The 12,779-nt window shown below is 60.3% G+C and carries 12 protein-coding genes; 5 read left to right on the top strand and 7 right to left on the bottom strand.

From position 1 onward, the window contains the following. Positions 1 to 9: 9 nt before the first annotated feature. Positions 10 to 1,332: a putative porin gene (locus D8U71_RS04030; RefSeq protein ID WP_016771204.1), complete on the bottom strand. Its 1,323-nt coding sequence runs from the start codon at positions 1,330 to 1,332 to the stop codon at positions 10 to 12. Between the two features lie 281 nt (positions 1,333 to 1,613). Here D8U71_RS04030 and D8U71_RS04025 point away from each other — a divergent pair, with 281 nt between their 5' ends. Next, positions 1,614 to 2,738 (top strand): GNAT family N-acetyltransferase, encoded by a 1,125-nt coding sequence (locus tag D8U71_RS04025; protein WP_130887204.1) that lies wholly within the window; start codon positions 1,614 to 1,616, stop codon positions 2,736 to 2,738. A 117-nt stretch (positions 2,739 to 2,855) separates the two neighbouring features. Here D8U71_RS04025 and D8U71_RS04020 read toward each other — a convergent pair whose 3' ends face one another. The 4 genes from D8U71_RS04020 to D8U71_RS04005 form a co-directional block, all read right to left on the bottom strand. Beyond that, entirely contained in the window at positions 2,856 to 4,688 is a 1,833-nt protein-coding gene (locus D8U71_RS04020) for an ABC transporter ATP-binding protein (RefSeq protein ID WP_130887203.1), read from the bottom strand. An 88-nt stretch (positions 4,689 to 4,776) separates the two neighbouring features. Beyond that, positions 4,777 to 5,340, bottom strand: a complete 564-nt coding sequence (locus tag D8U71_RS04015; protein ID WP_041478824.1) for a peptidylprolyl isomerase — start codon at positions 5,338 to 5,340, stop codon at positions 4,777 to 4,779. A 3-nt stretch (positions 5,341 to 5,343) separates the two neighbouring features. After that, positions 5,344 to 6,147: an alpha/beta hydrolase gene (locus D8U71_RS04010; RefSeq protein ID WP_123442890.1), complete on the bottom strand. Its 804-nt coding sequence runs from the start codon at positions 6,145 to 6,147 to the stop codon at positions 5,344 to 5,346. Between the two features lie 14 nt (positions 6,148 to 6,161). Beyond that, positions 6,162 to 7,085: a LysR family transcriptional regulator gene (locus D8U71_RS04005; RefSeq protein ID WP_016771199.1), complete on the bottom strand. Its 924-nt coding sequence runs from the start codon at positions 7,083 to 7,085 to the stop codon at positions 6,162 to 6,164. A gap of 49 nt (positions 7,086 to 7,134) precedes the next feature. Between D8U71_RS04005 and D8U71_RS04000 the strand changes: the two genes are divergently transcribed. From D8U71_RS04000 to D8U71_RS03985, 3 genes are all read left to right on the top strand, one after another. Then, positions 7,135 to 7,449: a hypothetical protein gene (locus tag D8U71_RS04000; RefSeq protein ID WP_016771198.1), complete on the top strand. Its 315-nt coding sequence runs from the start codon at positions 7,135 to 7,137 to the stop codon at positions 7,447 to 7,449. A 232-nt stretch (positions 7,450 to 7,681) separates the two neighbouring features. Next, positions 7,682 to 8,281, top strand: a complete 600-nt coding sequence (locus D8U71_RS03990) for an FMN-dependent NADH-azoreductase (protein WP_130887202.1) — start codon at positions 7,682 to 7,684, stop codon at positions 8,279 to 8,281. A 361-nt stretch (positions 8,282 to 8,642) separates the two neighbouring features. Continuing rightward, a complete protein-coding gene (locus D8U71_RS03985; RefSeq protein WP_016771196.1) occupies positions 8,643 to 9,509 on the top strand; it encodes a carboxylate/amino acid/amine transporter in 867 nt (288 codons plus the stop codon). A gap of 106 nt (positions 9,510 to 9,615) precedes the next feature. Here D8U71_RS03985 and D8U71_RS03980 read toward each other — a convergent pair whose 3' ends face one another. Then, positions 9,616 to 10,914, bottom strand: coding sequence for a mechanosensitive ion channel family protein (locus D8U71_RS03980; protein WP_056783642.1), 1,299 nt, complete (start codon positions 10,912 to 10,914; stop codon positions 9,616 to 9,618). Positions 10,915 to 11,105: 191 nt separating this feature from the next. Here D8U71_RS03980 and D8U71_RS03975 point away from each other — a divergent pair, with 191 nt between their 5' ends. After that, on the top strand, positions 11,106 to 12,446 hold the full coding sequence (locus D8U71_RS03975) for a DEAD/DEAH box helicase (protein ID WP_024012040.1): 1,341 nt from the start codon (positions 11,106 to 11,108) through the stop codon (positions 12,444 to 12,446). A gap of 50 nt (positions 12,447 to 12,496) precedes the next feature. Here the strand turns inward: D8U71_RS03975 and D8U71_RS03970 are convergent, their stop codons facing one another. After that, the gene (locus D8U71_RS03970) at positions 12,497 to 12,772 is read right to left on the bottom strand and encodes a hypothetical protein (RefSeq protein WP_073472880.1); all 276 of its coding nucleotides are present in this window, start codon (positions 12,770 to 12,772) and stop codon (positions 12,497 to 12,499) included. Positions 12,773 to 12,779 lie beyond the last annotated feature (7 nt).

Below are 12,779 nucleotides of genomic sequence, written 5' to 3'. Positions count from 1 at the left end.
GCTGTTTTCTTAGAACTTCGCTTCAGCATCCAGCTGCAGGGTGTTGGCATCTGCATCGCGCTGGCTGCGGCTGGCGAAGTCGGCCTTGGTCAGGAAGTACGTGGCGCCGACGGCGAAGTTCTTGTCGATGTCGTAACCGACCTTGAACTTGTGCCCGCGCGAACCGGTGGTGCCGTTGGCGAAGTCGGAGTCGGTGAAGGCGCCGACCACGGCGTTGCGCTGCACGTCGCGATAGTTGTAGTCGAGGTTGAAGCCGAAGACTTTCGACTTGGCGCCGAGCAACCATGCGGTGTCTTGATCGGTTACGGCATCGTTGTTCTTCACGTACTGGCCGTAGAACGACAGCGGCATTGGCAGGCCGCCGATGTCGATCTGGCTGAACCCTTCATACAGACGGAATTCGTTGTCGGCCGAGTTGCCGTTGACTGCTAGCGCGCACGGCGTCGAGGTGCCGGTGCAGCGGCTGTCATCGTCATTCTGGTAAGCGTAAACGCTGCCGCCGACGGTCATCTTCAGGTTGTCGGTGATGTTGAAGCGGCTGCCCAACTGGCCAGCGGTCAGGCGCAGGTCGTGGCGGAATTGCACGCCGTCGCCGTCAACGTTGTCCTTGAGGTTGTAGTTACCCAGGCTGCCGAACAGTTCGGCGCTGCCGCCCAGTGGGTATTTGTAGGTAACGGCCAGACCTTCCGGGTTGATGTCGCTGTCCCAGATCACGTCACCCATGCTTACCCATGGTTGCAGCATCTTGCCGCCGATCACGTGCAGGTTCTTGATCTGATCCGGGTGATAGTCGATGTAGCCGAGGTCGAGCCAGATCTGCTTCTTGTCGAAGTAGTTGTCCTGATCCTGGTTGGTCGAGCGCGCGTCGTCACCGCCGCCGGTGGCGATACGGATACCGGTGTCGACTTGCGGGTTGATCTCGGTATAGGCGCCCAGACGCGCACGGATGCGCTGGCGGTCCTTGTCGCGGCCGCCGTTGTTCGGCTCGCCGTCGATCTTGATGGTTTCCTGACGGATACGGACGTCGCCCTTGAACTGGGTCTTGGCCGCCCAGGCCAGTTTCTGATCGAACAGGCTCTGTTCGTTGGTCTTCTTCGCGACCGCCGCTACTTGTTCGTTGGTTTCCTGCTGCGCCTGTTGGGCGATTTGCTGAGCCTTCTGATCCTTGGCCAGTTCTGTTTGCAGCTCGATGTACTGCGCCTGGGAAATCGACCCGTTGGCCTTGAGCATGTCGAGCAGTTTGGCGTCGACTGCAGCACTGGCCGGAACGCTCATGGCCAGCAACAAGCCGCCGCACAGGGCCGCTGCAGTTTTCGTGGAAGCAAGACGCATAGCAATCTCCGAAGATGAAGGGGATGGCTGAACCATCCTGGGCACAACCGGCCTGAAGGCCGGAAAACTGTGTCCGGGTTAGAACCCGGCGCTCTAAAAACAGGCGCCAGTATCGCGATGGTTTATGACAGGGCGGTGGCACAGTGATGGCAGGTTGATGACGATGCGGATCAGGCGTGAACTATCGAGTTAGAGCGCTGTCGGCCGATTGAGCGTGTGCAACGGGGTCGCGATCAGCGATACTCGCCGGGCTTTGTCGCCAAGCTGTGGAGTGCCAGTGAATGCCGTTGCAACGCCTGCAAGACCTGTCAGAAATCGCCCCGGCAAGCTGGGATGCGCTGGTGCCGGACAACCAGCCGTTCCTGCGTCACGCCTTCCTCAGCGCGCTGGAAGACAGCGGCAGTGTCGGCCCGCATACAGGCTGGCAGCCGGAGCATTTGCTGCACATCGAAGATGATCGACTGATCGCCGCACTGCCCAGTTATCGCAAGTGGCACTCCTACGGCGAGTACGTCTTCGATCACGGCTGGGCCGACGCCTGCGCGCGTGCCGGCATCGATTACTACCCCAAACTGTTGACCGCCGTGCCCTTCAGCCCGGTCAGCGGCCCGCGCTTGCTGGCGGCGAAAGTGGAGGACGGTTTCGAACTGCTGAAAAGCCTGCCCGGCTATTTGCAGATCGAAGAGCTCTCCAGCGCGCACATCAATTTCACTGATCCGTTTACCGATGCGGCGATGGCCGAGCAACCGGGCTGGCTGCAGCGCATCGGCTGTCAATATCACTGGCAGAACCGTGATTACCGCGACTTTCAGGACTTCCTCGACGCCCTCAGCTCTCGCAAGCGCAAGCAGATGCGCAAGGAACGCGAGCAGGTGGCGGGGCAGGGCTTTGAGTTCGAGTGGTTGGAGGGGCGTGAGCTGGGCGAGGCGCAGTGGGATTTCGTGTACGCCTGCTATGCCAACACCTACGCGGTGCGGCGTCAGGCGCCATATCTGACGCGCGAGTTCTTCAGTCTGCTGGCTGAACGCATGCCCGAAGCGATTCGCGTGGTCTTGGCCAAACAGGGCTCACGGCCGGTGGCGATGGCGTTCAGCCTGGTCGGTGGCGACAGTTTCTACGGGCGTTATTGGGGCTGCCTGGCCGAGTTTGATCGGCTGCATTTCGAGACGTGTTTCTACCAGGGCATGGATTACGCGATTGCCCAAGGCATCCAGCGTTTCGATGCCGGGGCACAGGGCGAGCATAAGTTGATTCGCGGCTTCGAACCGGTGATCACCCATTCCTGGCATTACCTGCGCCATCCGGGGCTGAAAGCGGCGGTGAAGGATTTCCTCCAGCAGGAGCGCGCCGGGGTTCTGGCCTATGCCGAAGAGGCCCGCACCGCGTTGCCTTATCGCCAAACCTGACCATGATCGTTCCCACGCTCTGCGTGGGAATGCAGGCCGTGACGCTCCGCGTCACTGGACGCGGAGCGTCCCTTGAGGCATTCCCACGCGGAGCGTGGGAACGATCATATCGCGCGATCAATCGATACCGACAAACCCTCCGGTCTGGTGCGCCCACAACCGCGCATACAGACCACGATGGGCGAGCAGTTCGGCGTGGGTGCCGCTCTCGGCGATCTTGCCGTTTTCCAGCACCACCAGACGGTCCATGCGCGCGATGGTCGAGAGACGGTGGGCGATGGCGATCACGGTTTTGCCTTGCATCAAGGTCTCGAGGCTTTCCTGAATCGCCGCTTCGACTTCCGAATCCAGTGCCGAGGTGGCTTCGTCCATGATCAGGATCGGCGCGTCCTTGAGCAGCACCCGCGCAATCGCGATGCGCTGGCGCTGACCGCCCGACAATTTCACCCCGCGCTCGCCGACATGCGCATCGAAACCGCTGCGGCCTTCAGCGTCGGACAGCAGTGGAATGAACTCATCAGCGCGAGCCTTGTGCACCGCCTCCCACAGCTCGGCATCGGTCGCATCCGGTTTGCCGTAGAGCAAGTTGTCGCGGATCGAGCGGTGCAGCAGCGAGGTGTCCTGGGTGATCATGCCGATCCGCGCGCGCAGGCTTTCCTGGCCGACGTCGGCGATGTTCTGCCCATCGATCAGGATGCGCCCGCCCTCGACGTCATACAGGCGCAGCAACAGGTTGACCAGGGTTGATTTGCCAGCGCCGGACGGGCCGATCAAACCGATTTTTTCCCCCGGTTTGATGTTCAGGTTGAGGTCGCCGATGATCCCGTGCTTCTTGCCGTAGTGAAAATCCACGTGCTCGAAACGCACTTCGCCCGAGGCCACGGCCAGCGGTTTGGCCTGCTCGCGGTCGGTGACGCTGACCGGTTGCGAAATGGTGCGCAGACCGTCCTGAACCATGCCGATGTTTTCGAAAATGCCGGTGACCACCCACATGATCCAGCCGGACATGTTGACGATACGAATCACCAGGCCGGTGGCCAGGGCAATCGCGCCGACGGTGATCAGCGACTGCGTCCACAGCCACAACGCCAGCGCCGTGGTGCCGACGATCAGCAGGCCGTTCATGGTGGTGATCGCCACGTCCATGCTGGTCACCACACGACCGGCCATCTGCGCTTTGACGGTCTGTTCTTCGATGGCTTCCTTGGCGTAGTGCTGTTCGAAGTTGGTGTGGGCAAACAATTTCAGCGTGGCGATGTTGGTGTAGCCATCGACGATGCGCCCCATCAGTTTCGAGCGCGCGTCAGAGGCTTCCACCGAGCGCTCCTTCACCCGTGGCACGAAGTAATACAGCGCGCCGATGTAGGCGACGATCCAGGTCAGCAACGGGATCATCAGGCGCCAGTCGGCCTCGGCGAACAGCACCAGCGAGCTGATCGCATAGATCACCACGTGCCACAGCGCGTCGACCGCTTGCACGGCAGAATCGCGCAGCGAGTTGCCGGTCTGCATGATGCGCTGGGCGATGCGCCCGGCGAAGTCGTTCTGGAAGAAATTCAGGCTCTGCTTGAGCACGTAGCTGTGGTTCTGCCAGCGGATCATGCTGGTCATGCCGGGGCTCAGGGTCTGATGCACCAGCAGGTCGTGCAGGGCAAAGAAGATCGGTCGCAGCACCAGAGCGACCACCAGCATCCAGGTCAATTCGAGGGCGTGGTCGCTGAAGAAATTCGGGTTGGGCGTGCCTTGGGCCAGATCGATGATGCGGCTCAGGTAGCTGAACAGCGCTACTTCGATCAATGAGGCAAACAGGCCGATGACGAGCAGGGCAGCAAAACTTGGCCAGACCTGCTTCAGGTAATAGACGTAGAAGGGCCAGACGCGGTCCGGCGGGGACGCCGTCGGGGCGTCGCGGAAGATATCGATCAGTTGTTCGAAACGGCGATAGAGCATCAGATAACCGCCCGGAATCCGGGCTCTCCTTTTATCAGTGCGAGCGGCGCAAGCTCAGCCGGGCGCCGCTCGATATGCCCGGCGAAACTCAGTCGATGCGCTTGGCCGACTTGATGATCACAGGGTCGACAGGCACGTTTTGCATGCCGCTTTTGGTGGTGGTCTGCGAGTTGACGATGATGTCCACGACGTCCATGCCCTTGACCACTTTGGCGAACACCGCGTAACCGGCGTCACGGCCCGGGTCAAGGAATGCGTTGTCGGCAACGTTGATGAAGAACTGGCTGGTCGCCGAATCAGGGTTGGAAGTACGCGCCATCGACAGGGTGCCACGAACGTTGTGCAGGCCATTGCTGGCCTCGTTCTTGATCGGCGCCTTGGTTTCTTTCTGTTGCATCTGCTGGGTGAAGCCGCCGCCCTGAGCCATGAAGCCCGGGATCACGCGGTGGAAAATGGTGTTGTTGTAGAAGCCGCTGTCGACGTATTCAAGGAAGTTCTTCGTGCTGATCGGTGCCTTGACCGGGTCCAGTTCGATTTCGATCTGGCCGTTGGTGGTGTCCAGCAGCACGTGAGGCGCCTTGGCCGGGGTAGCAGCCATCAGGTTGGCGGCAAACAGTACGGAGCCGGCGGCGAGGGCGAGTTTTTTCAGCATGGGTCAGTGATCCTGAGAGTGAAGGTCGGCTGTGGCGAGAAAATCCAGCAGCGTGTGATTGAAGCGTTCGGGTTGATCGAGCGGGGTGGCATGGCGCGAGTCGTCAATGACCACCAGCCGCGCATCCGGCAGCAGTTTTACATAGGTTTCCTTTAACGCCACCGGTGTGTAGTCACGGTCGGCGCTGATGACGAGCGTTGGACAGGACACCCGGGAAAGTCGTTCCTGAACGCCCCAGCCCACGATCGCATCGAAGCTGGCGAGATAAGCACGTTTGTCGTTTTTTGCCCAGCGTTCGGCCATTTTCCGTCGCAGATCGGCCTGTTCCGGCTTGGGGAAAAGTTTGCTGCCGAGGGCTTTGCCGATGGTTTCCAGGCTGAGCAGGCGCATCAGGCTCCAGCGTTTGAACCACTGCCAATAATCATCGCGGCTGCGCAATTTGACCTGTGGTGCGCTGTTGACAATGGTCAGGCTCTTGAGCACCTGCGGCTGATCGACGGCCAGTTGAAAACCGATCATTCCGCCCATCGACAGCCCGACGTAGTGCACCGGGCCGAGGCGCAGGTGTTCGATCAAGGCCAGCAGGTCGGCGCTGAACCCGGCGATGCTGTAGCGCTCGCGGGGTTTGTCCGAGCGCCCGTGGCCGCGTATGTCCGGGACGATCACCCGGTAGTGCGCGGCCAGCGCGGGGATCTGCATTTCCCAGTCCAGGGTGCTCGAGCCGAGCCCGTGAACCAGCAGCAACGGCGCACCGTGGCCATATTCCTCGTAGTGCAGGTTGCAACCTTCGTGCTCGAAATACGCCATCGGTGAACTCCGTGTCAGGCTTGTTCAGGTGCGGCAAACGGTGCGTCCAGCGGCAAGGTGTCGAAGGTGCGCAGCAGTTCGATGAGGATTTGCGTGGCTGGGCCCAAGGGTTTGTCCTTGTTCGAATACAGATAGAAACTCGAATTGCGGCTGCCGCCTCGGTCCAACGGTAGCAGCTTGAGCGAACCATCCTTGAGTTCGCGGTCGATCATGTGCCGCGGTAGCCAGGCAAAGCCCAGGCCGCTGCTGACGAAGGTCGCGGCGGTGGCGAGGCTGCCGACGGTCCAGCGCTGCTCGGCGCCGAGCCAGCCGACATCGCGCGGCTGCTGGCGGCCGGAGTCGCGGATCACCACTTGCATCTGGGTTTCCAGATCCTGAAAGCTCAGCTCGCGGTTGAGCCGATGCAGCGGGTGATCAGGATGGGCAACGGCGACGAACTCGACATCGCTCAACTCCGCACCCAGGTAGCCCGGAATGCTCAGGCCGGTGATCGCCAGGTCCGCCACGCCTTCGAGCAGCACTTCCTCGACGCCCGACAACACTTCCTCGCGCAGACGCACGCGGCAGCCGCGACTCTGCGGCATGAACGCGGTCAGGGCGCGGACGATCCGCGCGCTCGGGTAGGCGGCGTCGACCACCAGCCGCACTTCCGCTTCCCAGCCTTGCTCCATGTGATGGGCGAGGTCTTCCAGTTGGCTGGCCTGTTTGACCAATTGCCGCGAACGGCGCAGCAATACGCCGCCGGCTTCGGTGAGCACAGCTTTGCGCCCGTCGATGCGCAGCAACGGCACACCGAGCTGATCCTGCATGCGGGCGACGGTGTAGCTCACCGACGATTGCGAACGGTGCAGGGCCTCGGCGGCCTGGGCGAATCCGCCGTGGTCGACCACGGCCTGCAACGTTCGCCATTGATCAAGGGTCACGCGGGGCGCTTTCATCAATAGCTCCTCTTGTCCTAAGCTGGCCGTCCCTCATGGAGACTGCCGAATGAAAAAATTCTGTTGTGTGGTGCTGGCGCTGCTGCCGTTGACCGCGTTTGCCTATCCGATCGACGTGCAAAAGGATCTCAACGGCATGAAGATCGATTACGAGACTTACGACACGGACAACGACATCGGCTCAATCCGCGTGGCCAACTACGGTGATGTCGATGCGACCTGCCGTGCGGTGTTCAGCAACGGCCCGGAAGCACCACGCACGCGCAGCATCGATGTGCCGGCGGGCAAGCATAAAAACGCCACGGCCAAGTTCACCCGCGAGATCATCAAGCTGCGCATCAAACTGACCTGCACCCCGAAATAGCACCGCGAACCCTTGTGGGAGCGAGCTTGCTCGCGAAGGCGGTATGTCATTCAACAATGATGTCGACTGATACGGCCAATTCGCGAGCAAGCTCGCTCCCACAGGGTATGTGTCAGCATCTAAACTAATTATTCGATGCTTTGCAGCAATTATTTGCGCTTTTTCATCGATTCGACTCTGTTTAACCTTCACTCCATCGACTTACAACATATTCGGATGGAGGCTACACACCATGTCCCGCGTTCTGATCATCGAAAGCAGTGCCCGCCAGCAAGACTCGGTTTCCCGTCAACTGACCCAGACCTTCATCGCTCAGTGGAAAGCCGCGCACCCTGCCGATCAGATCACCGTGCGTGACCTCGCCGCGAACCCGGTGCCGCATCTGGACGCCGACTTGCTGGGTGGCTGGATGAAGCCCGCCGAACAGCGCAACGACAGCGAACAGGCGTCGCTGGACCGCTCCAACCAATTGACTGATGAGCTGCTTGCCGCCGACGTGCTGGTGCTGGCGGCACCGATGTACAACTTTGCGATCCCGAGCACGCTCAAGGCCTGGCTGGATCATGTGCTGCGCGCCGGGGTGACCTTCAAGTACACCGAAACCGGTCCGCAAGGTCTGCTCAACGGCAAGCGCGCCTTTGTCCTGACTGCTCGCGGTGGTGTGTATGCCGGTGGTCCTGCGGATCATCAGGAACCGTACCTGCGCCAGGTGATGGGTTTCATCGGCATCAACGACGTGACCTTTATCCATGCCGAGGGCATGAACCTGGGCGGTGACTTCCAGGAGAAGGGCCTGAATCAGGCCAACGCCAAACTGTCTCAGGTCGCTTGATCGGTTAATCGCCAGATAATCGCTGGATGGTCTAGTGACCTGGCGCTACCCCTTCAAGGTTCCACGCGCATCGAACCTCCCTTTGCACTTTTGCTCCTGAGTGCTGTAGCCCGATTGAACGCTTTAGCGAGATCGGGCTTTTTTTTGCCTGCGATTTTTCTGAACACTGCACATCCGAATTTCACATAAGTCCCTGTGGGAGCGGGCTTGCCCGCGATGGCGGAGTGTCAGTCGACAAATACTTGCCTGACCCTCCCTCATCGCGGGCAAGCCCGCTCCCACAGGGATTTGTGCTGTTCGAGGGTTCGCGGTCTGGCGCAAAACCCGCTATCGTCGCCGCCATTCGATTTTCGAGGCGAACATGGGCTATCTACTTTTTGTCACGCTGATCCAGGCGTTTTCCTTCAGTCTGATCGGCGAATACCTGGCCGGGCATGTCGACAGTTACTTCGCGGTGCTGGTGCGTGTGGTGCTGGCGGGGCTGGTGTTCATTCCGCTGACCCGCTGGCGTTCGGTGGAGCCGGCGTTCATGCGTGGCATGTTGCTGATCGGCGCGTTGCAGTTCGGGGTCACTTACGTCTGCCTGTACCTGAGCTTCCGCGTGCTGACGGTGCCGGAGGTGTTGCTGTTCACCATTCTCACGCCGCTGCACGTGACGTTGATCGAAGACGCGCTGAACCGCCGCTTTAATCCGTGGGCATTGGTTGCTGCGCTGGTGGCCGTGGGCGGTGCGGCGGTGATTCGCTTCGACAGCATCAGTCCCGACTTCTTCATGGGCTTCCTGCTGCTGCAACTGGCCAACTTCACTTATGCCGCCGGGCAAGTGTTGTACAAGCATCTGGTGGCCAAGCATCCGAGCGATCTGCCGCATTACCGCCGCTTCGGTTATTTCTACCTCGGTGCATTGGCGGTTGTGCTGCCAGCGTTCCTGTTATTCGGCAAGTCGAACTTCCTGCCGGAAGCGCCGCTGCAATGGGCGGTGTTGCTGTTTCTCGGACTGGTGTCGACGGCGCTGGGTCTGTACTGGTGGAACAAAGGTGCATGCATGGTCAACGGCGGCACACTGGCGGTGATGAACAACCTGCATGTGCCGGTGGGATTGTTGTTGAATCTGCTGATCTGGAATCAGCATGAGGAACTGGGGAGATTGTTCCTTGGCGGGGGTGTGATTCTGGCGGCTGTGTGGATCAGTCGGTTGGGCATCCGTAAATCTCCGGCCGCCGCATAACCCCTGTGGGAGCGAGCCTGCTCGCGAAGGCGTTGGGTCAGATAAGTATGGGGCGACTGACACATTGCATTCGCGAGCAGGCTCGCTCCCACATTGGATCTTTGGGTTACATCAGGTGTTTTTCCGGCTCCGGAATACTCGCCGAGCCCAACACCGCTGGCAGCAAGCCTGCGCGCAAATCCCCGCCACTCGGCTGTTGATACAGGCTCAAGCCAAACTCCGGCAAAACCGCCAGCAGGTAATCGAAAATATCCCCCTGAATCCGCTCGTAATCGGCCCACACCGTGGTGCGGGTGAAGCAGTAGATTTCCAGCGGAATGCCCTGCGCGGTGGTCTGCATCTGCCGGACCATGCAGGTCATGTTCGGCTGAATCTCCGGATGACTCTTCAGATACGCCAGCGCGTAGGCGCGGAAGGTGCCGATGTTGGTCATGCGGCGGCGGTTGGCCGACATTGCCGCGACATTGCCCTGGGCCTCATTCCAGGCCTTGAGCTCGGCTTTCTTGCGGCCCATGTAGTCGGTCAGCAGGTGCACCTGGGAAAGCTTTTCTTCCTCGTCGTCGCGGATGAAGCGCACGCCGCTGGCATCGATGAACAGGCTGCGTTTGATCCGCCGACCGCCGGACTGCTGCATGCCGCGCCAGTTCTTGAACGACTCGGACATCAGCCGCCAGGTCGGGATCGAGACGATGGTTTTGTCGAAATTCTGCACTTTGACGGTGTGCAACGTGATGTCGACCACGTCGCCATCGGCGCCGACTTGTGGCATTTCGATCCAGTCGCCGACGCGCAGCATGTCGTTGCTGGTCAGCTGCACGCTGGCGACGAACGACAGCAGCGTGTCCTTGTAGACCAACAGAATCACCGCCGACATCGCACCCAGACCCGACAGCAGCAACAGCGGCGAGCGGTCGATCAGGGTGGCGACGATGATGATCGCGCCGAACACGTACAAAACCATTTTCGCCAGTTGCACGTAGCCTTTGATCGAGCGTGTACGCGCATGCTCGGTGCGCGCGTAGATGTCGAGCAGGGCGTTGAGCAGGGCGCTGACCGCCAGCAGCAGGAACAGGATGGTGAACGCCAGCGCGACGTTGCCGAGAAAATTCATCGCGGTTTTGCTCAGCTCCGGCACCAGGTGCAGGCCGAACTGGATCACCAGCGACGGCGTCATCTGCGCCAGTCGTTGAAACACCTTGTTGTGGCGGAAGTCGTTGATCCAGTGCAGCGCCGGCTGGCGGCCGAGCATGCGGCTGGCGTGCAGGATCAGGTAACGCGCCACCCGTCCGAGCACCAGCGCGATGACCAGCAGCACCAGCAGCGCCAGTCCCGATTGCAGAAGTGGGTGCTCTTCGAGCGTGCCCCAGAGGCCTTGGGCTTTGAGCCAGAGCTGTTTGATATCCATAAGCGAAACATTTCTTCTGTAAGACGCGAGGGCCGATTAGAGCATTTAAGACGCTGTGTATTGCAGCGAGTGACAAATCGGGCAACAAAAAAACCACTGATTGTCGGCGTTTGCACAAAGAAACTCGGCCTGAGCGCTCGAAACCGGTAACCTATGCAGCTGTTTTTTTGCATATCTTCGAGGTAGCACCCGTGTTTTCCCAATTCGCCCTGCACGAACGCCTGCTCAAAGCCGTGGCCGAGCTGAAATTTGTCGAGCCAACGCCTGTGCAAGCCGCGGCCATTCCGCTGGCGCTCCAGGGGCGTGATCTGCGGGTGACGGCGCAAACCGGTAGCGGCAAAACCGCCGCTTTCGTCCTGCCGATCCTCAATCGCCTGATCGGCCCGGCGAAGATCCGCGTCAGCATCAAGACGCTGATCCTGCTGCCAACCCGTGAGCTGGCCCAGCAGACTTTGAAGGAAGTCGAACGCTTCTCGCAGTTCACCTTCATCAAGTCCGGCCTGATCACTGGCGGCGAAGACTTCAAAGTCCAGGCCGCCATGTTGCGCAAAGTGCCAGACATCCTCATTGGCACTCCGGGGCGAATGATCGAGCAACTCAATGCCGGCAACCTCGACCTGAAAGAAGTCGAAGTGCTGGTGCTCGACGAAGCCGACCGCATGCTCGACATGGGTTTCGCCGAAGACGTGCAGCGTCTGGTCGACGAGTGCCCGAACCGTCAGCAGACCATGCTGTTCTCCGCGACCACCGGCGGTTCCGGTCTGCGCGAGATGATCGCCAAGGTCCTGAACAACCCTGAGCACTTGCAGCTCAACGCCGTCAGCCAGCTCAACTCGACGACTCGTCAGCAAATCATCACCGCCGACCACAATCAGCACAAAGAGCAGATTGTGAACTGGCTGCTGGCCAACGAGACCTACCAGAAGGCCATCGTCTTCACCAACACCCGCGCCATGGCCGACCGCATCTACGGCCGCCTCGTGGCTCAGGAATACAAAGCGTTCGTGCTGCACGGCGAGAAAGACCAGAAGGATCGCAAACTGGCGATCGATCGTCTGAAGCAGGGCGGTGTGAAGATCCTCGTCGCTACCGACGTTGCAGCCCGTGGTCTGGACGTCGACGGTCTGGATCTGGTGATCAACTTCGACATGCCACGCAGCGGCGACGAATACGTACACCGCATCGGTCGTACCGGCCGCGCCGGCAACGATGGTCTGGCGATCTCGCTGATCTGCCACGGCGACTGGAACCTGATGTCGAGCATCGAGCGCTACCTGAAGCAGAGCTTCGAGCGCCGCACCATCAAGGAAGTCAAAGGCACCTACGGCGGCCCTAAAAAGGTCAAGGCTTCGGGTAAAGCGGTTGGTGTGAAGAAGAAAAAGACTGACGCCAAGGGCGACAAAAAGAAAACCGCCGCCAAGACGCCGACCAAGCGCAAGAGCGTCAACCGTCCAAAGCCGGATTCTCTGGTGAGCAGCGACGGCATGGCCCCGCTCAAGCGTCGCAAGCCAGCTGAACCTGCGGCTGAGTAAGCTTTAGACCGCGCATAAAAAAACCGGACATTGTCCGGTTTTTTTTCGCCTCAACTGTCGGCCTTTTTCTCCGCCGAACCCAGTTCCTTCAAACGCTGATCGATCAACTGGCACTTGTCCGGCAGATCCGCACTGGCCGTGCCCAGATCCATTTTCTGCAACTCGGCGTTGATCTCCTTGGCTTTTGCCGGATTCTGCTCGGTGAGCTTGGAGACTTCCTTGGCCAGTTGTTCGCGTTTGATCGTCGCCTCTTCCGGCGTGCAAGCCCAGACGGGCAGGGCGCAGGCAAGGGTGGCGGCGAGGGAGAGCTTGATCAGGGTTTTCATGGGCAGG

Origin of the sequence: Pseudomonas sp. Sample_21, from assembly GCF_004307525.1 — a bacterium.
Classification (GTDB): domain Bacteria; phylum Pseudomonadota; class Gammaproteobacteria; order Pseudomonadales; family Pseudomonadaceae; genus Aquipseudomonas; species Aquipseudomonas atacamensis.
The sequence above is the reverse complement of the archived record's forward strand: the minus strand, read 5'-3'. Positions and strand labels throughout refer to the sequence as shown.